21 protein-coding genes are annotated in these 19,534 nt (G+C 65.5%); 10 read left to right on the top strand and 11 right to left on the bottom strand.

Features of this window, described 5'->3' with window-relative positions:
- Position 1 precedes the first annotated feature (1 nt).
- The 3 genes from cyoC to ASG39_RS14555 are packed head-to-tail and all read left to right on the top strand — an operon-like array spanning position 2 to position 1,825.
- Complete coding sequence (gene cyoC / locus ASG39_RS14565) at positions 2–631, top strand: cytochrome o ubiquinol oxidase subunit III (protein ID WP_062595706.1); 630 nt, start codon at positions 2–4, stop codon at positions 629–631.
- Positions 628–1,029, top strand: a complete 402-nt coding sequence (gene cyoD / locus ASG39_RS14560) for a cytochrome o ubiquinol oxidase subunit IV (protein WP_062595705.1) — start codon at positions 628–630, stop codon at positions 1,027–1,029. Before cyoC ends, cyoD begins: the two co-directional genes overlap by 4 nt.
- Positions 1,019–1,825, top strand: a complete 807-nt coding sequence (locus tag ASG39_RS14555) for an SURF1 family protein (RefSeq protein ID WP_062595704.1) — start codon at positions 1,019–1,021, stop codon at positions 1,823–1,825. Before cyoD ends, ASG39_RS14555 begins: the two co-directional genes overlap by 11 nt.
- Before the next feature lie 29 nt (positions 1,826–1,854).
- Here ASG39_RS14555 and ASG39_RS14550 read toward each other — a convergent pair whose 3' ends face one another.
- Together ASG39_RS14550 and ASG39_RS14545 are read right to left on the bottom strand one after the other, a co-directional pair.
- Positions 1,855–2,871 carry an Ldh family oxidoreductase gene (locus ASG39_RS14550; RefSeq protein WP_062595703.1) on the bottom strand — a complete coding sequence of 339 codons (1,017 nt, stop codon included), beginning with the start codon at positions 2,869–2,871 and terminating at the stop codon, positions 1,855–1,857.
- A 62-nt stretch (positions 2,872–2,933) separates the two neighbouring features.
- The gene (locus ASG39_RS14545; RefSeq protein ID WP_062595702.1) at positions 2,934–3,932 is read right to left on the bottom strand and encodes an AraC family transcriptional regulator; all 999 of its coding nucleotides are present in this window, start codon (positions 3,930–3,932) and stop codon (positions 2,934–2,936) included.
- A 312-nt stretch (positions 3,933–4,244) separates the two neighbouring features.
- Here ASG39_RS14545 and ASG39_RS14540 point away from each other — a divergent pair, with 312 nt between their 5' ends.
- The gene (locus tag ASG39_RS14540; protein WP_062595701.1) at positions 4,245–5,285 is read left to right on the top strand and encodes an NAD(P)-dependent alcohol dehydrogenase; all 1,041 of its coding nucleotides are present in this window, start codon (positions 4,245–4,247) and stop codon (positions 5,283–5,285) included.
- An 84-nt stretch (positions 5,286–5,369) separates the two neighbouring features.
- Here the strand turns inward: ASG39_RS14540 and ASG39_RS24710 are convergent, their stop codons facing one another.
- The 3 genes from ASG39_RS24710 to ASG39_RS14525 all read right to left on the bottom strand — a co-directional run bounded on the left by ASG39_RS24710 (position 5,370) and on the right by ASG39_RS14525 (position 8,216).
- Positions 5,370–6,470, bottom strand: coding sequence for a methyl-accepting chemotaxis protein (locus ASG39_RS24710; RefSeq protein ID WP_062595700.1), 1,101 nt, complete (start codon positions 6,468–6,470; stop codon positions 5,370–5,372).
- Between the two features lie 118 nt (positions 6,471–6,588).
- Complete coding sequence (locus ASG39_RS14530) at positions 6,589–7,053, bottom strand: Lrp/AsnC ligand binding domain-containing protein (RefSeq protein WP_062595699.1); 465 nt, start codon at positions 7,051–7,053, stop codon at positions 6,589–6,591.
- A complete protein-coding gene (locus ASG39_RS14525) occupies positions 7,053–8,216 on the bottom strand; it encodes a M20 aminoacylase family protein (protein WP_062595698.1) in 1,164 nt (387 codons plus the stop codon). Before ASG39_RS14525 ends, ASG39_RS14530 begins: the two co-directional genes overlap by 1 nt.
- 180 nt (positions 8,217–8,396) lie before the next feature.
- Between ASG39_RS14525 and ASG39_RS14520 the strand changes: the two genes are divergently transcribed.
- The gene (locus ASG39_RS14520; protein WP_062595988.1) at positions 8,397–9,524 is read left to right on the top strand and encodes a D-alanyl-D-alanine carboxypeptidase family protein; all 1,128 of its coding nucleotides are present in this window, start codon (positions 8,397–8,399) and stop codon (positions 9,522–9,524) included.
- A 56-nt stretch (positions 9,525–9,580) separates the two neighbouring features.
- Positions 9,581–10,768 carry a GTP-binding protein gene (locus tag ASG39_RS14515; RefSeq protein ID WP_062595697.1) on the top strand — a complete coding sequence of 396 codons (1,188 nt, stop codon included), beginning with the start codon at positions 9,581–9,583 and terminating at the stop codon, positions 10,766–10,768.
- A 30-nt stretch (positions 10,769–10,798) separates the two neighbouring features.
- Here ASG39_RS14515 and ASG39_RS14510 read toward each other — a convergent pair whose 3' ends face one another.
- The 5 genes from ASG39_RS14510 to ASG39_RS14490 form a co-directional block, all read right to left on the bottom strand.
- Positions 10,799–11,089 carry a sulfurtransferase TusA family protein gene (locus ASG39_RS14510; RefSeq protein WP_082477261.1) on the bottom strand — a complete coding sequence of 97 codons (291 nt, stop codon included), beginning with the start codon at positions 11,087–11,089 and terminating at the stop codon, positions 10,799–10,801.
- 16 nt (positions 11,090–11,105) lie between these two features.
- The gene (locus ASG39_RS14505) at positions 11,106–12,719 is read right to left on the bottom strand and encodes a hypothetical protein (RefSeq protein ID WP_062595696.1); all 1,614 of its coding nucleotides are present in this window, start codon (positions 12,717–12,719) and stop codon (positions 11,106–11,108) included.
- 222 nt (positions 12,720–12,941) lie between these two features.
- Positions 12,942–13,895, bottom strand: coding sequence for an acetyl-CoA carboxylase carboxyltransferase subunit alpha (locus ASG39_RS14500; protein ID WP_062595695.1), 954 nt, complete (start codon positions 13,893–13,895; stop codon positions 12,942–12,944).
- A 65-nt stretch (positions 13,896–13,960) separates the two neighbouring features.
- Positions 13,961–14,935, bottom strand: coding sequence for a site-specific tyrosine recombinase XerD (locus tag ASG39_RS14495; protein WP_062595986.1), 975 nt, complete (start codon positions 14,933–14,935; stop codon positions 13,961–13,963).
- Positions 14,932–15,123, bottom strand: a complete 192-nt coding sequence (locus tag ASG39_RS14490; RefSeq protein WP_062595985.1) for a hypothetical protein — start codon at positions 15,121–15,123, stop codon at positions 14,932–14,934. Before ASG39_RS14490 ends, ASG39_RS14495 begins: the two co-directional genes overlap by 4 nt.
- Before the next feature lie 174 nt (positions 15,124–15,297).
- On the opposite strand from ASG39_RS14490, the gene ASG39_RS14485 reads away from it, so the two are divergent.
- From ASG39_RS14485 to ASG39_RS14475, 3 genes are read left to right on the top strand one after another with little or no spacing between them, the layout of a single operon-like run.
- Complete coding sequence (locus tag ASG39_RS14485; RefSeq protein ID WP_062595694.1) at positions 15,298–15,879, top strand: shikimate kinase; 582 nt, start codon at positions 15,298–15,300, stop codon at positions 15,877–15,879.
- Positions 15,880–15,928: 49 nt separating this feature from the next.
- A complete protein-coding gene (gene aroB, locus ASG39_RS14480) occupies positions 15,929–17,062 on the top strand; it encodes a 3-dehydroquinate synthase (protein WP_062595693.1) in 1,134 nt (377 codons plus the stop codon).
- Entirely contained in the window at positions 17,059–18,363 is a 1,305-nt protein-coding gene (locus ASG39_RS14475; RefSeq protein ID WP_062595692.1) for an HlyC/CorC family transporter, read from the top strand. The genes aroB and ASG39_RS14475 overlap by 4 nt, the downstream gene beginning before the upstream one ends.
- A 20-nt stretch (positions 18,364–18,383) precedes the next feature.
- Here ASG39_RS14475 and ASG39_RS14470 read toward each other — a convergent pair whose 3' ends face one another.
- Positions 18,384–18,665, bottom strand: a complete 282-nt coding sequence (locus ASG39_RS14470) for a BolA family protein (RefSeq protein WP_062595691.1) — start codon at positions 18,663–18,665, stop codon at positions 18,384–18,386.
- A 199-nt stretch (positions 18,666–18,864) separates the two neighbouring features.
- On the opposite strand from ASG39_RS14470, the gene ASG39_RS14465 reads away from it, so the two are divergent.
- Positions 18,865–19,503, top strand: coding sequence for a J domain-containing protein (locus ASG39_RS14465; RefSeq protein ID WP_062595690.1), 639 nt, complete (start codon positions 18,865–18,867; stop codon positions 19,501–19,503).
- Positions 19,504–19,534: the final 31 nt, after the last annotated feature.

Raw genomic sequence — 19,534 nt, 5'->3', positions numbered from 1 at the left:
CATGAGCGCACCGACACATCCCCCTCTCGCCGACGGCGAAAAGCCGGTCTTCTACATGACGGAAGACCATCATCCGGAAAACAGCACGGGCCTCGGCTTCTGGCTGTACCTGATGAGCGACTGCCTGATCTTCGCGATCCTGTTCGCCACCTATGCCGTGCTCGGCCGCTCCTATGCGGCCGGCCCGTCGCCGGCCGACCTGTTCGACCTGAAGCTGGTGGCGATCAACACCTCCATGCTGCTTCTGTCGTCGATCACCTATGGCTTCGCGATGCTGCAGATGGAGCGCAATGCGAAGGCCGAGACGCTGTTCTGGCTCGGCATCACCGGCATTTTCGGCGCGATCTTCATCGCGCTCGAAATCTACGAGTTCGTGCACCTGATCCATGAAGGTGCTGGCCCCGGCCGCAGCGCGTTCCTGTCGGCCTTCTTCGTGCTGGTCGGCACCCACGGGCTGCACGTCACCTTCGGCATTATCTGGCTGATCACGCTGATGGTGCAGGTGAAGATGAAGGGCCTGATCCCGGAAAATCGCCGCCGCCTGATGTGCCTGTCGATGTTCTGGCACTTCCTCGACGTCGTCTGGATCGGCGTCTTCTCGATTGTCTATCTGATCGGAGTTCTCGGATGAGCACCCACGCACCCGCACACGAGGACGCGCACGAGGCCCATCACGGCCACAGCCATGGCCACGAGGCTTCGCACGGATCCTTCAAGAGCTACGTGACCGGCTTTGTCCTGTCGGTCATTCTCACGGCCATCCCCTTCTGGCTGGTCATGGGCGAGGTCGTCGAGAACAAGGCCGTCACGGCCGGTCTCGTCATGGTCTTCGCCGTTGCGCAGATCATCGTTCACATGATCTACTTCCTGCACATGAACACCAAGTCCGAAGGCGGATGGACGGTCATGGCCCTGATCTTCACGATCGTGCTGATCGTCATCGCGCTCTCCGGCTCGCTCTGGGTCATGCATCATCTGAACACCAACATGATGACCATGACGCCGGACATGATGCGCAATGTCCCCTGATCCCTCCCGGCGGCCGGAGACGGCCGCCGGATCCCCGCGCAAGACGGGGTCCGCCCGAGGCGGCCGTTCCCGCACGGGGCTGGTCGTCTTCGGCGCCGTCTCCGCCGTCGTGACGGTCGTGCTGCTCGCGCTCGGCATCTGGCAGGTCCAGCGCCTCTTCTGGAAGCTCGATCTGATCGAACGGGTCGATGCCCGCGTCAATGCCGCGCCGGTCGATGCGCCGCGCGCCGACCAATGGTCCTCGATCACGGCCGCCAACGACGAATACAGGCATATCCGCGTCACCGGCACCTTCCGTCATGACGCGGAAACGCTGGTGCAGGCGACCACCGAGCGCGGGCCGGGCTTCTGGGTCGTGACGCCACTCATTCGGGACGACGGCAGCACCGTCCTCGTCAATCGCGGTTTCGTGCCGCCCGACAGGCGCGATCCCGCGCGCCGCGCCGCCGGCAATGTCGCGGGGGAAGCGCAGGTCGTCGGGCTGCTGCGGCTCTCGGAGCCGGGCGGCGGGTTTCTCCGGGACAACGATCCTGCGGGCCATCGCTGGTATTCCCGCGATGTCGCCGCCATCGCCGCGGCGCGGGGCCTGACGCAGACGGCTCCCTATTTCATCGATGCGGACGGGACGGACAATCCGGGCGGTCTGCCGGTCGGCGGGCTCACGCGCGTGGTGTTTCCGAACAACCACCTCGTCTATGCCCTGACCTGGTTCGCGCTGGCCGCCATGCTGATCGGTGCGATGGTGATGATCGGACGCCGGGAATGGGCGCGGGCCTCGGCCGATCCCGAGGCCTGATGGCTATTCGCCTGACGGGAACGGCGATCTCAGCCGAGCAGCGCCACGAGGTCGTCGTGCAGGGCCTTCGGGATCTCGACGCTGCCGTTCGCTAAGCTGCGCTCGCGCGCCGCGTAGCGACGCTGCGAGGGAAGACGGGCGCCCTGACCGATGATGGCATCGAAGAGCGCTTCCGCTCGCTCGGCGCTTTCGATCGCGCGGCCGCCCGAGAGCAGGTTCGGATCGAAGGCCAGCAACAGTTCGCCGTGGCAGGGCGTGACGCCAGCGCCCGCGTCGAAGACCTGGGACTCCCGGCTCGTCAAATCGCCGATCAGCGGTCCCGCCATCAGCTCGACCATGGCGGACAGGGCCGAGCCCTTGTGGCCGCCGAAGGTGAGCATGGCACCGGCCATGGCGGCTTCGGCATCCGTCGTGGATGCGCCCTCGGCATCGATCGCCCAACCCTCGGGGATCGGCTTGCCGGCGCGGCGGTGCAGCTCGATCTCTCCGCGCGCCGAGGCACTGGTCGCAAAATCGAACACGAAAGGAAACGGGCCGGGACGCGGCCAGGAGAAGGCGATGGGGTTGGTGCCGAACACCGGCTTGGTGCCGCCGGCGGGTGCGACCCAGCTATGGCTCGGCGTCATCGCCAGCCCTGCAAGGCCCGCAGCGGCGAGGCGCTCGACCTCGGGCCAGAGGGCGGAGAAATGGAAGCAATTGTTGATGGCGAGCGCGGCGACGCCCTGCGTCCGGGCCTTTTCCTGCAGCAGAGGCAGGCCGAGCCGGAAGGCGAGCGGAGAGAAGCCGAACTTCGCATCGATCCGGACGATGCCGGGGGCGCTGTCGAGGATCTCGGGCACGGCCTTCGTGTCGACCTTGCCCTTGCGGATCGCATCGACGCAGCTCAGCACGCGGTAGAGCCCATGCGAATGGCACTCGTCGATCTGGCCGGCCATGACCAGATCGGCCAGCGCTTCGCAATGCTCGGGCGAAAGCCCGGCCCGGGCGAGCGCCTGCAGGCTGAGCGTGCGGGCATCGGCGAGGGACAGGCGGACGGTTTCGGTCATGGGAACTCCGGATCGGTCTGGGATAGGGGCGGTGTCTCCGTCAGGAGAGCTGGGAAACGAGGTCAGCCTTCGCTGAGCATTTCCGGGCTCAGCCTATCCGGCTCTCGGCTTGGCCGGTCGAGCAGCGAGCGGCGGGTGCGGCCGGCATCGCGCAGAGGCGGCGCGCCGAACTGGCGGGCATATTCGCGGCTGAACTGGGAGGGGCTTTCGTAACCCACCTGATGGCCGGCGCTTCCGGCATCCAGCATGGTCTCGACCATCAGCCGGCGGGCCTCCTGCAGGCGCAGCTGCTTCTGATACTGCATGGGGCTCATGGCGGTGATCGCCTTGAAATGATGGTGGAGCGACGACACGCTCATGCTGACGCGGCGGGCGAGATCCTCGATGCGCAGCGGCAAAGCGTAGTGCTCCTTCAGCCAGGCACAGGCCCGGGCGATCTGGTTGGATTGGCTTTCCGCCATCGCCATCTGGCGCAGCCGCGCCGCATGCGGGCCGGTCAACAGGCGGAAGATCAGCTCCTGCTCGATCAGCGGCAGCAGAGCGGGGATGTCGCCCGGCCGGTCGAGAAGCCGGAGCAGGCGGAGCGCTGCGTCCTCGAGTTCGCTCGTCAGCGCGGCGACCGACATGCCGCGCTGCTCGGCGGCCGTGCCCTCAGACAATGCCGCGGCTGCGTCCCGCGCGTCGTCCGCTGCTGCGGCCGGACGGTCGAGCAGAGCGAGAAGCGGCGGGATCTTGGCGACGTCGATCTCGAAGATCATGCTGAGATAGGGTTTTTCGGGCGATGCCTGGACGATCTGGCTCGTTACCGGCAGGTCGAAGGAGGTCAGCAGATAGTCGGAGCCGCCGTAGAGATAGGTCTCGTGGCCGAGCGTGACCTCCTTCGCGCCCTGAGCGATGAGCGCGAAGCTCGGGCGGTAGGCGCCGCAGGAGGGAACGGCCTGCTCGGAACGCCGATGCAGCGTCAGGCCCGGAACGGGCGTGGCGTGGTCGCCGTCCTCTCTGGCGAAACGGGCAATGATCTCGACGAAAGGCTCGCGGCGGGCGGCGGATGGATCGAACATAGTGTAAGCCTCTCCTGAAGCAGGCACGGCAGGACGACGGTATCTAGCGTGAAAGCGGCGATGGCTTCAACGTGGGAAATGAGGCTTTCGCCCACGAGCGCCGCACGGATCCGCCTCGTTGCCTCTGCCTTCGCGACGATCGTCCCGAGATAGGCGGATGATCGGGCCGCCGCAAAGGCTCGAAAGGTCATTTGCAGGATCGTGCAAGAAATTTGCAGGAATGGCGCATGCCTCGGTCACTCGCAAATTGCATAGTGCGCGCGCCGGCGATGTCTCGTCCGGTTTCAGATTTGCAGACAGAAGGAACCACCCATGGCTTTCGCAAAAGGATATGCGGCGACCGACGCGTCGAAGCCGCTCGAACCCTTCACCTTCGAGCGTCGTGCACCCAACGAAGACGATATCGTCATCGACATCAAGTATTCCGGCATCTGCCATTCCGACATCCACCAGGTTCGCAACGAATGGGGCAATGCGAAATATCCCATGGTTCCCGGCCATGAGATCGTCGGCATCGTGTCTGCGGTCGGCTCGGGCGTGACCACGTTCAAGGTCGGGGACAAGGCCGGCGTCGGCTGCTTCGTCAATTCCTGCACCACCTGCGCCACGCGCGATCTCGACCTCGAACATTACATGCCGGGTCTCGTCCAGACCTATAACGATGTCGAGGCCGATGGCACGACGCCGACCTATGGCGGCTATTCCGACAGCATCGTCGTCAAGGAAGGCTATGCGCTGTCCATTCCGGACAACCTGGATTTCGCCGCCACCGCGCCGCTGCTCTGCGCCGGCATCACGCTCTACTCGCCGCTGAAGCACTGGAAGGCCGGCCCCGGCAAGAAGGTCGCCGTCGTCGGCATGGGCGGGCTCGGCCATATGGGCGTGAAGATCGGAGCCGCGCTCGGTGCCGAAGTCACCGTGCTCAGCCAGTCGCTTTCCAAGAAGGAAGATGGCCTGAAGCTCGGCGCGACGCATTACTATGCGACCAGCGATGCCGAGACGTTCAAGACTCTCGCGGGTACGTTCGACCTGATCCTCTGCACGGTTTCGGCCGAAATCGACTGGAATGCCTATCTCGGCCTGCTGAAGGTCGATGGTGCGCTCGTTCTGCTCGGCATTCCGGAAAATGCGGTGCCGGTCCACGCGTTCTCGCTGGTGCCCGCCCGCCGCAGCATTGCCGGCTCCATGATCGGGTCGATCAAGGAAACGCAGGAAATGCTCGACTTCTGCGGCGAGCACAACATCGTTTCCGAGATCGAGCTGATCCGCATGGATCAGGTCAACGAGGCCTATGAGCGTGTGCTGAAGAGCGACGTGCGCTACCGCTTCGTCATCGACGCCGCGACGATCTGATCGACGCCGCGACGATCTGATCGTCGTCATTACGGTACAGCAGGAAAGGGGGCGGCCGGCAGCGGCGGCCCTTTTTTCGCGGCGTCAGAGGGAGAGGCGCTCGCGGATGTCGGCCTCGCGTTCGGGGCGCTGGATGACGACGCCGCACCAGCCGAGGCCGTCATAATCCTCGTAGCCGAGCGTCGGCGCGAAGGCGACAAGCGTTCCGTCGCTCATATAGTAGCTGCCGCGCTTCATGCCCTCGGGCGGGGTCAAGGCGAAACTGGTATAGACGAGCGTGGGGCGCGAGGCGGCGATCACCATGCCCTTTCCGTCGAGCAGCAGCACGGTGGTGCGCTCGATGTCCGCAGGCGCGATATTGGCCTCCTTGTCGACGATCGACTGGCCCTGGTTCGCCCAGTCGAAATAGACGCCGAGCGCGCCGACCAGCGGCGCCGTGGAGACACCGCCCTGGCGGATGCCCGTGGCGTAGACCAGCGCATCGGCATTGCCGTGCAGCCGGCTCGGCTTGACGACATCGACGATATAGTCGTCGCCCGAGCCCGTCTTCATGGCGGCGGCGACCCAGGGTTCGCCGGAGAGATTCTGGCCGATGATCGACTTCTGGAAGCTCGGATTGGCAGAGGCGATCGCCCGGCCGGTCGTGTCCACCATCACGAGGTCGAGATAGACGGTGTAGAACCGGTTGATGACGCCCAGGCGCTTGGCGGCGAAGGCCTGCCGGGCGCGATCGGGATCTTCCAGCGCCTCCCAGAGCGCGGTATCCGTCGCCCACCAGCGGACGTCGGCCGTCCGCTCGAACAGGTTGCGCACGATGAGCTGGACGAGGGTCTGGGCCAGATCGACCAGGCGCACGCCCTCCATTTCGTTCACGAGCGCGTCCGACAGGGAGCGTCCGAGGTTGACGCGCTCCAGAACCTCCTGCTGGAACTTGGCGGCGATCGTCGCGGAAACGCCGGCCAGCCGCTGCACCTCGCTTGCGACCACGGCAAAGCCCTTGCCGATATCCCCGGCGCGGGCCGCCTCGATGCTGGCATTGATTCCGAGCAGGCGGATATGCCGGACGATGTCGTCGTTCTCGCGACGGAAGCTTTCCAGGTCGTTGCCGATCCGCTCGGTAACGGCACGCATGGCACGCGGCGTGGCGCGCGTCTCGGAAACGTCTGCCCTTTCAGGTTCGATCATCGTTGCGACCCTCTGGCTGGACCGCATGAGGGCCCACACTATTAGTTAAGACTGATACATATGCGTATGAAACTTGTGCGGGTATGGTGCAGGTGCTCAGAAAGCGCCGCAAAGGCCGCTAAAGCAGCGGCAGGGGGCCGTCATTCTTGATTTCCTCCATGACGGCATAGGTGCGGGTTTCCTTGACGCCCTGAAGCGTCCAGAGAAACTGGCCGAGGAAATTGCGGTAGGCGCTCATGTCCTCGAAACGCGTCTTGACGAGATAGTCGAAGCCGCCGGCCACCATGTGGCACTCGATGACGGAGGGCGCCTTGCGGATGGCGTCGGCGAAGGTGTCGAAGACCTCCGGCGTCGTCTTGTCCAGCATGACCTCGATGAAGACGAGCAGGCCGAAGCCGAGCCGTTGCGGGTCGAGCCGCGCGCCGAAGCCGGAGACGTAACCCTCCTTCAACAGCCGGCGCATGCGCTCGCTGGTGGCGGTCGGCGACAGGCCGACGCGCTCGGACAATTCCAGATTGGTGATCCGCCCGTCGGCCTGGAGAATGCTGAGGATTTTCCGGTCGATCTTGTCGATGCCGCTCATCAGGCGCCCAGGCGGCTTTCGGCAAGGCGTACCCAGTAGGAGATGCCGTGGGGAATGGCCTCGTCGTTGAAGTCGTAGCCGGGATTGTGCAGGCCGGCGCTGTCGCCATTGCCCATGAAGACGAAGGCGCCGGGACGGGCAAGCAGCATGTAGGAGAAATCCTCGCCGCCCATCATCGGATCGACGTCGCCCACCACCTGCGCGGCACCGGCGACATCGCTTGCGGCCTGCAGCACATGGCCGGTTTCGGTCGCGTGGTTGACCGTGACGGGATAGTTGCGGGCGTAGCGGACGCGGGCCGTCGCGCCATAGGCGGCCGCCAGATGCGTGCAGATCTCGTTGATGCGGCGCTCGGCCATATCCCGGTTTTCCGCCATCAACGTGCGCACGGTGCCGGCCAGCAGCGCCTGTTCCGGGATGACGTTGTGGGCGAAGCCCGCATTGAACTTGGTGACGGACACGACCACGGCCGACAGAGGATCGGCGGTGCGCGAGGCGATGGTCTGCAAGGCCGTGACGATCTGGGCGCCGAGCACGATCGGGTCGATGGTCCTGTGCGGCTGGGCCGCATGGCCGCCGCGGCCTTCGAGGGTGATCGAGAATTCGTCGGTCGAGGCCATGATGGGGCCGACGCGGGAGGCGAAATGGCCGAGCGGCATGCCGGGCATGTTGTGCAGGCCGTAGACCTCGGAGATGCCGAAGCGCTCCATCATGCCGTCCTTCACCATCTCGTTGCCGCCGCCGCCGCCCTCTTCGGCCGGCTGGAAGATGACGGCGACCGCGCCCTTGAAGTTGCGGGTTTCCGCCAGATACTTGGCCGCGCCGAGCAGCATGGCCGTGTGGCCGTCATGGCCGCAGGCGTGCATCTTGCCGGGGGTGGTGGAGGCATAGGGCTTGCCCGTCGTCTCCGTCATCGGCAGGGCGTCCATGTCGGCGCGCAGACCGATGGTGGTGCCGTCACCCAGCCGCCCGCGGATGAGCCCGACGACGCCGGTGCGGCCGATGCCGGTCACGATCTCGTCAACGCCGAAGTCGCGCAGTTTGTTTTCCACGAAGGATGCCGTATTTTCCACCGCGAACAGAAGTTCGGGCCGGCTGTGAATATGGCGGCGCCACGCTGTGACTTCGTCCTGGAGTTCGGCAGCACGGTTGAGAATCGGCATGGTCTATCCTGTCGGTCGTGGTGGCAGCACCCGGTCGCCATGGGGTCGCCCTGGCGATTGCCGGGCGATCTCGCGGCAAAGGTCTTTGCCTTGCCCCTGCCATATAGGTTAAATAGCGCCTCGACACGAGGCAATGCCCGAAAATTTCGAGGTTGAACTGTGGTGACTATGAAGATTCGCATGTCCGGTTCCAAGGTGGGAAGCGGAACGTCGGCGGGGCTGAGGCTCGCGGCCGCAGCCATCGCCGGCACGCTGGCGCTGACCGCCGCGGCGCCGGCCCTGGCCAATCCCAAGCTGGTGGTGGATGTGGCGACGCTCAAGGTCTACGAGCAGGAGGACATCTTCCAGCGCTGGTATCCGGCGTCGCTGACCAAGCTGATGACCGCCTACACGACCTTTCGGGCCCTGAAGGCCGGGCGCATGACGCTGGACACGCCGGTGGTGATGTCGAAGCATGCGGCCTCCGAACAGCCGAGCAAGATGTATCTGAAGCCCGGCGCGTCGATGACGCTCGACAGCGCGCTGAAGATGATGCTGATCAAATCGGCCAACGACATCGCGGTCGCGATCGGCGAGGCGGTCGGCGGCTCCGAGCCCGGCTTCGTCGCCATGATGAATTCCGAGGCGAAGCGGATCGGCATGACCTCGTCGAACTTCGTCAATCCGAACGGCCTTCCCGAGCCCGGACAGTACACGACGGCGCGGGACCTCGCGGTGCTCGCCATCACCATCAAGCGCGAATTCCCCGAATATGCGGCCTATTTCGCCTATGAAGGTTTCTCGACGGGCAAGAAGAGCTATCCGAACTACAATATGCTGATCGGCCGTTTCGACGGCGCGGACGGCATGAAGACGGGCTTTATCTGTGCCTCGGGCTTCAACCAGGTGTCTTCGGCCACCCGCAACGGCCGCAGCGTCGTTTCCGTCGTGCTCGGGGCCGACAGCCTCGGCGGACGGGCGGACGAGTCGGCCCGCCTCATGCAGATGGCGCTGACCTCGAGCGCCGCAGGCAAGCCGGGTCTCGGACAGATCGCGCCCTATGGCGACGCCCGCGACGTGACGGCCGACATCTCCAAGCAGATCTGCTCGGCGCAGGCCGCCAAGGTGCGCAGCGAGGGTCGCGACGAGGCGGGACGCCAGAAGCTGTTGTCGCCCTTCATCCACGAGATCAACCGGCCGCTCAACTTCGTGTCGGCGCAGCTGATCCCGGGCCAGGGCGCGAAAGCGGCAGATGCCGACGGGCAGCCGGACAGCGCACAGGGCGATGTCGCCAACGTGCCGGTGCCCGTGCCGCGGCCCGTGTTCTAAAACATTTCCTCTCCGCACGCACCTGTCTCGCGGGCGTGCCCTCGAAAGCGAACGACATGATCACCCGTTTCGATCCGGTGCCGGTCTCGATCCTCACCGGCTTTCTCGGTGCCGGCAAGACGACGCTTCTCAATCGGCTGCTGAAGGATCCCGATCTCGCCGACACCGCCGTGATCATCAACGAGTTCGGCGACGTGTCGCTCGATCATCTACTGGTGGAGGCCTCGGGCGACGGCGTGATCGAGCTTGCCGACGGGTGCCTCTGCTGCACGGTGCGCGGCGAACTGGTGGACACGCTCGCCGACCTGATGGACCGGATGCAGACGGGCAAGATCCGGCCGCTGAAGCGCGTCGTCATCGAAACCACCGGCCTTGCCGATCCCGCACCCGTCATGCAGTCGGTGATGGGACATCCGACGCTGCAACAGAGTTACCGGCTCGATGGCGTGGTGACCGTGGTGGATGCCGTCAACGGCCTGTCGACGCTCGACCATCATGTCGAGGCGGTGAAGCAGGTGGCGGTGGCCGATCGGCTGGTGCTGACCAAGGCGACGCTCGGCTCTCCCGCAGGCGTTGCGGCGCTGCGGGCGCGGCTTGCCGACCTCAATCCGCGTGCGCCGGTCATCGATGGCGATCTGCCGGACACCGGCCGGGCCGCGCTCTTTGCCTGCGGGCTCTACGATCCCGCGACCAAGATCGCCGATGTCGGCCGCTGGCTGCAGGACGAGGCGCATCGAGATCACGATCACACTCATCATGGGCACGACCACCATGAGCACGATCATGCGCATGACCACGACCACGATCATCACGACCATGATCATCAGGGGCATGCGCACCACCATCACCATGACGCCAACCGGCATGGCGACGATATCCGCTCGTTCAGCATCGTGCACGACCGGCCGATCTCGGCGATGGCGCTCGATATGTTCGTGGATCTCATCCGCTCGGCGCATGGCGAGAAGCTGTTGCGCATGAAGGCGATCGTCTGCACGGCAGAGCGGCCGGAGCGGCCGCTGGTGCTGCACGGCGTCCAGCAGATCTTTCACCCGCCGGAGCGGCTGGCCGCCTGGCCGGACCCCGATGATCGCCGCACGCGGATGGTGCTGATCACCAAGGGGCTGGAGGAAAGCTTCGTGCGCGATCTCTTCGATGCCTTCACCGGCAAGCCCGCGATCGACCGGCCGGACCGGCAGGCGCTGTCCGACAATCCGCTCGCGGTGCCCGGTCTGCGGATGTAACGGCTTTTTCGCCCGCAGGCGGCTTGGCCCTCAGGCGGAACCTTTGCGGATGAGGAAGCTGTGGCCGCGGTCCGTCGCGGTCTGACGTTCGAGGCGGTGGCCGTCCTCGTTGCAGAAATGCGGGATGTCGATGACGGCGAGGGGGTCTGTCGTTTCCACCAGCACGCGCGCGCCGGGGCCGAGCGAGGCCATCCGCTTGCGGGTGCGGATGACGGGAAGGGGGCATTTCAGGCCCTTAAGGTCGAGATGAAGGAGGTCGAGATGAAGCACCGCTTCCTCGAGGTCGCGATCGGGCGATGTCGGGCGTTCATCCGATGTCATCGGCCGGATCCGGCCTCTACCACAGCTTCCAGAACGGCTTCTTCTTGCCTTCGGGCTGTTGCTCGGCCAGCGCCTGCGGCACCGGCATCTCGCCTGCGCCCTGACCATCCTGAACGCCTGCGGCGGCGCCCTGCGCGCCGGTCGTCTGATCGACGGGTGCGGCCGGACCGACGGCGGTCGGCTGGTCGCCCTTATGGCCGGGCTTGACGCTGACCTTGCGGGTTTCCACGCTGACGGGAACGCCGGCCGTGGTCTCGCGACCGGTCTTGATGGATGCGACCTGCCCTGACGACGTGCTTAGGCTCCCTGCGCTTTGGCCCCCCGCGCTTCGGCCTACTGCGCTTTGGCCCGTCGTGTCGGCACTGGCCGTCTGCGGTTCGCCGAGGAGCGGACCGGCGGCGGGGTCTGCCGGGCCGACCGGTGCCGGCTTCTTGAACAGCTTGCCCCAGAAACCGCCCTGGCCGGGTGCCGGCGATGCGGTTTCGATCTGGGCGACCGGGCGCGGCAGCGGGTTTTCCTGCGGAATCGGCACGTTCTTGCCGTTGCGGGTGCTCTTTTCAAGCGCTGCGGTCTGAATCTCGATCGCCTTCTTGGCCTCTTCGAGCTCGGCGATCTGGGCTTCCCGCTTTTCGAGGTCGGCGACCTTCATCAGCTTGCCGGCGTCGAGGGAGGTCCCCGTCGGGGCATAGGCCAGCTCGCGGCCGGCGCGCTGCTTGGCGACCACGGCCTTGCGCTCGGCTTCGCTCGGCTCGTACCAGACGAGGCCGTCGAGCTTTTTCAGGGCCCTGTCGTAGTCGGTATCGTATTTCTTGTTGTAGCTCGCCAGCGCCATTTCCATCGAGGGCGGCGTCGAGAGCGCGGGGCACTGGCCCGTCGGGTTCATCTTGCCGGCGACGCTCTTGTTGAAGACGTATTTCCGGTCGCAGATCGCAAATTCCGGCGGCCGCTTGGTGATCTCGAACTGGTCGTACCCTTCCTTCAGGTTCTTCCAGAATTCATAATGCGGGCTGGTGCGGTGCCGCGCCATGTTTTCGGCCGTCATGCGGAAGGGCAGGGCCTGCAGCTGGATGGTCGACTGGCCGCCCTTGAAGGCGTCGCGGGCGAGCGCGAAGATTTCCTGCATCTGCTCGTCGGTCATCGAATAACAGCCGGACGACGAGCAGGCGCCGTGGATCATCAGATTGGTGCCGAAGCGGCCATTGGCGCGGTCGAACTGGTTGGGGAAACCGGTATTGATGGCGAGATAATAGCTCGAATTCGGATTGAGCTGGCCGGGGGCGAGGGGATAATAGCCCTCGGGCGCCTGCCGGTCGCCTTCCTTGATCTTCGGGCCGAGCTTGCCGGACCAGGCGCAGATCTTGTACTCGCGCAGCTTCTCGAAGCGATTGGACGTATTGGCCTTCCAGACCTCGAGCGCGCCTTCCTCCTTGAAGATGCGCAGCATGATCGGCGAGGTCTTCGCCATGCTCATCGCCTGCATCTTCTGCACGATCTTGCCGGACAGCTCGTAATTGGTCTTGCTGGTGACCTTCTTCAGGTCGACATCGACGCTATCGACCACTTCTTCCGTGGTGCAGCCTGCCAGAAACAGGCCCATGACGGCGGCGGCGAGAATATGTGTCAGACGCATCGGCAGGAGCCCATCGGAATGAAAGTCGGACGCGACTCTTCCCTAGCGGCGGAGTCTGCCAGAATCAATACGGTTTTATGCTTCACAAATTGTTAACCGCAGCGGTGACGGCGGTTGCCGGCAGCGTTGTGCGACCACAGACCCGACGATCAAGGCCCGACAATCCTGGCCGAAAGGTGGCGGGTTTCCACCGCCTCCGCTTTCGCCCCAGGCGGTTCGAGCCTAGAGCGAGCGGCCGATGCTCAGATATTTCTCGCGGCGATCCTTGCGCAGATCCTCGCCCTTGCGGCTCGACAGGTCCTTCAGCGCGTCGGCGATGATGCCGCCGGTGCGGTCGATGACCAGATCGGCATCGCGGTGCGCGCCGCCGACCGGCTCCTCGATGATGCCGTCGATGATGCCGAAGGCTTTCAGGTCCTCGGCCGTGATCTTCATATTGGTTGCGGCTTCCTTGGCGCGGGTCGAGTCGCGCCAGAGGATGGAGGCCGCGCCTTCCGGCGAGATGACGGAGTAGATCGCGTGTTCCAGCATGTAGACGCGGTTGCCGGTGGCAATCGCGATGGCGCCGCCGGAGCCGCCTTCGCCGAGCACGACGGAGATGATCGGCACCTTGAGATTGAGGCACATTTCGGTGGAGCGCGCGATGGCTTCCGCCTGGCCGCGCTCTTCCGCGCCGATGCCGGGATAGGCGCCGGCGGTGTCGATCAGCGTGATCAGCGGCAGGCCGAAGCGGTCGGCCATTTCCATGACGCGGATCGCCTTGCGATAGCCTTCCGGCCGGGCGCTGCCGAAATTGTGCTTGATGCGGGATTTGGTGTCGTTGCCCTTTTCCTGGCCGATGACGGCCACGGGCATGCCGCGGAAGCGGGCAAGGCCCGCCTGGATGGCGGCGTCTTCGGCAAACTTGCGGTCGCCGGCCAGCGGCGTGAAATCGGTGAAGAGGCCGGCGGCATATTCCTGGAAGTGCGGGCGCTGCGGATGGCGCGCGACCTGCGTCTTCTGCCAGGGCGTCAGCTTGGAATAGATCTCAACGGTCGCCTCGCGGGCGCGGACCTCAAGCCGTTCGACCTCGTCGCTCGTGTCGATGCTCTCGTCCTCGCCGGCGATCTTCTTCAGCTCGTGAATCTTGCCTTCGAGGTCCGAGATCGGCTTTTCGAAATCGAGATAGTGATGCATGAGATGCGGTTCCGATCGTTTCGACGCGGGTCTCCCGTGGCATTCCGGAACGGGAGGCGAGCGTCCTAATCCTGTTTTTTGGCCTGTTTGGCAAGAGGGTGATGGTTTTGCACAAGATCGTGCAGCCTTTCCTCCAGCACGTGGGTGTAGATCTGCGTGGTCGAAATGTCCGAATGGCCGAGCAGTTCCTGCACGGCGCGAAGGTCGGCGCCATTGGCGAGAAGGTGGCTGGCAAAAGCATGCCGCAGCACATGCGGCGAAATCGAGGCGACGCGGACGCCGGCCCGGCCGGCAAGGCCTTTCAGGTCGCGCGCAAAGACCTGCCGCGGCAGATAGCCGGATTCGGAGCTGGAGGGAAACAGCCACGGGCTTTCCTCCCCCCCTTTCGCCTCCCCCCCTTTCGCCTCGCCGCCTCTGGCTGCCGTCTCCGCCTGCATGGCCGTGCCGTAGCGCTGCATGGCCGCAATGGCGCTGCGCGACAGGGGCACCATGCGCTCCTTGTTGCCCTTGCCGCGCACGATGAGGAACCGGCCGTCGCGGGCGAGCACGGAAGCCGGCAGAGAGACGAGTTCGCTGACGCGCATGCCGGTCGCATAGAGAAGCTCGATCAGCGCGGCCATGCGCAGGCGGTCGAGCCGCGGTTCGGCCAGCGCTTCCGCCTCGGCCTGGCCGATCAGCCGCGTCACATCGTCCACGCTCATGGTCTTGGGCAACGGCCGGCCCTTCTTCGGCGCGTCCAGCACGCCAGTCGGGTCGTCGGTGCGGATGCCCTCGGCATAAAGGAACTTGTAGAACTGGCGCAGCGCCGAGAGCCGGCGGGCCTGCGAGGAGGCCTTGAAGCCCTGCGCGGCGAAATCGGCGAAATAGGCGCGGAATTCGTCCGGACCGGCCTCCGCCGCCGTCACGCCGCGGGCTTTGAGGAACGACAGGATGTCCTCGAGATCGCGCTGGTAGGAGGTGAGCGTGTTCTCGGCCGCGCCACGCTCGACGCTCATCATTTCCAGAAAGGATTCGAGATGGGCGGCGGACAGGTCCATCAGCGCGGGGCCAGACGTTCGGTATCCAGGCGTTCGGTGTTCAGACGCTCGGTGTCCAGCCTTTCGGGCGGGATGCGGATCGTCACGTCGCGCTCGGCCGGGTCGACGAAGGTGACGAGGGCCAGCATGGTTGCGTAGACGGCGCCCGCGATGATCAGGCAGATGATGAGAAACCGGACGAGGGTGGGCATGAACGTCTCCGAGGCGTCGCTCTATATGGCGCCGCCTCCGCGTGATCGCAAGCCGGGCCTCGTTTGCGATGAACGGTCGGGCCAGGATAGGAAAGCCGTTGCGCACCCGGCCGCGACTTGACGCTTCCCCCGGTTTTGTCGATAGAACAGGGAAATGGGGAAAGTCTTGCGGTGATGAGCGACGTGGTCGAGCCGGTTTCGGAAGCGCTGGTCAAGCGGGCGAGAGCCGCGCTCGGCCGGCGCAACCTCGTCTTCGTGGGGCTGATGGGGGCGGGCAAGTCCGCCATCGGGCGGCTGACCGCGCAGGCGCTGTCGCTGCCCTTCGTCGATTCCGACCACGAAATCGAGCGCGTATCGCGCATGACGATCGCCGAACTGTTCGCAGCCTATGGCGAAGCGGAGTTCCGGGCGCTGGAAACGCGGGTGATCAAGCGGCTGCTGCAGTCGGGTGCCCGCATCGTCTCCACCGGCGGCGGCGCCTATATCAATCCGCAGACGCGCCGGCACATCCAGAAAAGCGGCGTTTCCGTATGGCTGAATGCCGACCTCGACGTGTTGTGGGAGCGGGTCAACAAGCGCGATTCGCGGCCGCTGCTGAAAACCGACGACCCGAGAGGCACGCTCCAAAAGCTGATGATCGACCGCTATCCGATCTATGCCGAGGCCGATGCCAGCGTGCTCTCGCGCGACGTGAAGAAGGAACGGATCGTCGAAGAGGTCCTGGAGGCCATTGCCGGGCTTCCTCCGAAGAAATAGGCCTTCCTGGGCCGAGAACCGACAGACAGAAGCGAGAGTGAGCCGAGCGATGAGCGAAACCCCGACCGTGCGCAAGATCCATGTTCCGCTCGGCGATCGGGCCTACGACATCCTCATCGGGCCCGGCCTGATCGGCTCGGCCGCAGCCAATATCGCAGCCCGGCTCACCGGCCGGCGGATGGCCGTGGTGACGGACGAGAACGTCGCGCCGCTCTATCTGCAGCCGCTGATGGACGGTCTGGCGGCGGCGGGGATCGAGGCGGTATCCGCCATTCTGCCGGCCGGCGAGAAGACCAAGAGCTTCGAGCATCTCATGCCCGTCTGCGAGACCATTCTCGGCGCCCGTATCGAGCGCAACGATGCGGTCATCGCGCTCGGCGGCGGCGTCATCGGCGATCTCACGGGCTTTGCCGCCGGCATTGCGCGGCGCGGCTCGCGCTTCATCCAGATCCCGACCTCGCTGCTTGCCCAGGTGGACAGTTCCGTCGGCGGCAAGACCGGCATCAATTCGCCGCACGGCAAGAACCTCATCGGCGTCTTCCACCAGCCGGATCTCGTGCTTGCCGATACCGACGTGCTCGACACCCTGTCGAAGCGCGAGTTCCGGGCCGGCTATGCCGAGGTGGCGAAATACGGGCTGATCGACAAGCCGGATTTCTTCGCCTGGCTGGAGGCCAACTGGCAGGCGGTCTTTGCCGGCGGCGATGCCCGGATCGAGGCGATCGCCCTCAGCTGCCAGGCAAAGGCGGATGTGGTGGTGGCCGACGAGCGCGAGAACGGCCGTCGTGCACTTCTCAATCTCGGCCACACGTTCGGCCATGCGCTCGAAGCCGCCACCGCCTATGACGGCACCCGGCTGGTGCATGGCGAGGGGGTGGCGATCGGCATGGTGCTGGCGCATGCCTTCTCGGCCCGCATGAACCTTGCAAGCCCCGATGTCGCAGCCCGGGTGGAGGCGCATCTGCGCACCGTCGGCCTGCCGACGCAAATGCGCGAGATCCCCGGCCAGCTGCCGCCGGCGGAGGTGCTGATGGAGGCCATCGCCCAGGACAAGAAGGTGAAGGGCGGCAAGCTGACCTTCATCCTGACACGCGGGCTCGGCGAGGCCTTCGTCGCCGACGACGTGCCCGCCTCGGCCGTCCTGTCGTTCCTTGCCGAAAACCACCCCGACCGCGCGGCATGACGATGGAGGCGCTGACCGCTCTTCTGGTCGCGCACGGTCCGGCCGTTCTGGCGATCCTGCTGATGATCGTGCTGGCGGCCTTTCTGTCCGGCTCGGAAACGGCGCTGACCGCGGTGTCGCGCACGCGCCTGCATACGCTGGATGTCCAGGGCGAAGCGCGCGCCGGCGTGGTCGATCGGCTGATCGAGCGGCGCGACCGGGCCATCGGGGCGCTGTTGTTTGCCAGCAACCTCGTGCGCGTTCTCGCAACCGCGGTCGCCACCGGCCTGTTTCTCTCGCTCTTCGGCGCGCCCGGCGTCGCCTATGCGACGCTCGCCATGACCATCCTGCTCGTGGTGTTTGCCGAGGTGCTGCCGCGCAGCTGGGCCAATGCCGCGCCGGAGCGCTTCGCCGTTGCCGTCGCACGGCCGGTTCGGGTGGTCGTCGCCATCGTCGGGCCGCTGTCGAGCCTCGTGAATGCAACCGTGCGGGCGATCATGCAGGCCTTCGGCTTCAAGCTGTCGCGCGAGGCGCCGATGCTGACGGCGCATGAGGAACTGCGCGGGGCCGTGGATTTTCTTCACCGGGAGGGCGCCGTCGTCAAGGCCGACCGCGACCGCGTCAGCGGCGTGCTCGATCTGGACGAGCTCGAGGTTTCCGACATCATGGTGCACCGCATGGCGATGCGGGCGCTGAACGCCGACGACCCGCCGGAGGTCAACGTCAAGGCCGTGCTGGAAAGCCCCTTCACGCGCATGCCGGTCTGGCGCGGATCGGCCGACAACATCATCGGCGTTCTCCACGCCAAGGACCTGCTGCGGGCGCTGGCCGAGCCCGATGTCCGGCCCGAGACGGTCGATATCGTCAAAATCGCGCAGAAACCGTGGTACGTGCCCGATGCGACGGATCTTGCCAGCCAGCTCAGCGCCTTCCTGCGGCGCAAGAGCCATTTCGCCATCGTCGTCGACGAATATGGCGAGGTGCGCGGGCTGGTGACGCTGGAGGACATTCTGGAGGAGATCGTCGGGGATATCGCCGATGAGCACGATCTCGACATCCGCGGCGTCCACCAGCAGGCGGACGGCTCGATCGTGGTGGATGGCGGCGTGCCGATCCGCGATCTCAACCGCGCGCTCGACTGGTCGCTGCCTGATGGCGAGGCGACGACCATCGCCGGTCTCGTCATCCACGAGTCCCGCACGATCCCGGACGAGCGGCAGGCCTTCACCTTCTACGGCAAGCGCTTCATCGTGATGAAGCGCGTCAAGAACCGGATCACCAAGCTGCGCATCCGCCCCGCCGAGGATACGCCAAAGGCGTGAGGCTTGGCGTCAGGCCCGTGCTACCAGCGCGTCTCCTCGCCGGGCGCCGCGGGCTCGACCGCGAGCGCGTGCAGGCCGGCATCGAGTTCCGGCTTCAGGAGGTCGTTGATGGCGCGGTGGCGGGCGATGCGCGACATGCCGACAAAGGCGTCCGCCACGATGCGCACGCGCATATGGGTCTCGCCGGTGCCGTTGAAATCGGCGTGATGGCCCGCATGCAGGTGGCTTTCGTTGATGACGGCAAGCCGCGAGGGCGCAAACGCCTCGGTGAGCCTGGATGTGATGCGCTGCTCTAACGACATGGTTCGCCCTGTTTTTCCGGCTTGCGATGGGCGCTGCGTCCGGCGGTCCGGCTCTGCGCCGAACGCTGTCCCGCATTCGCTTGCGCGACACCTTGCCCAACACCGTGCGCGACACCTTGCCCGACCGGCAAATCACCCTCAAAAAGCCTGCAACATTCGCATTTGTCAATTCTTGTTGTGGCCCCTCCATCACACCATAATGTGTGCCATGAAACTCGACTCAAAATACTTCGATACCATCCGGACGAAGCGACGCGGGACCACCCGGAAACCGGAGCCCGTGGCGCCGACGTGCCAGTGGGACGGCTGCGAGGAGAATGGCGGGCATCGCGCCCCGGTCGGCCGCAATGCCGAGAACCAGTATTTCATGTTCTGCTTCGAGCACGTGAAGGAATACAACAAGGGCTACAACTACTTTTCCGGCCTCTCGGACAACGAGATCGCGCGCTACCAGAAGGAAGCGCTGACGGGGCACCGGCCGACCTGGACGCTCGGCGTCAACCGCAGTGCGAAAAACGCGCCGGAGCAGGGACAGACGCGGTCGGGCTCGGCGGGCGCCAAGGCGCGGATGAGCGACCCGTTCGGCTTCCTGCACGAGGCGCGGGCCCGCCGGCCGCAGCCCGAGCCGCGCCAGCGCAAGCTGAAGACGCTGGAAACCAAGGCGTTCGACACGCTCGGCCTGACGGCGACGGCGACGTCCACGGACATCAAGACCGCCTATAAGGATCTCGTGAAAAAACACCATCCCGACGCCAATGGCGGAGACCGGGGATCGGAAGACCGTTTTCGCGAGGTCGTTCAGGCCTACCAATTGTTAAAACAGGCAGGCTTCTGCTAGGAAGAACCCCGTCACACTGCAATGCGATATG

Source organism: Rhizobium sp. Leaf371 (assembly GCF_001424045.1).
Taxonomy (GTDB): Bacteria; Pseudomonadota; Alphaproteobacteria; order Rhizobiales; family Rhizobiaceae; genus Ferranicluibacter.
Note: the sequence above shows the minus strand (reverse complement) of the source record. Positions and strands in the feature narration are given on the sequence as shown.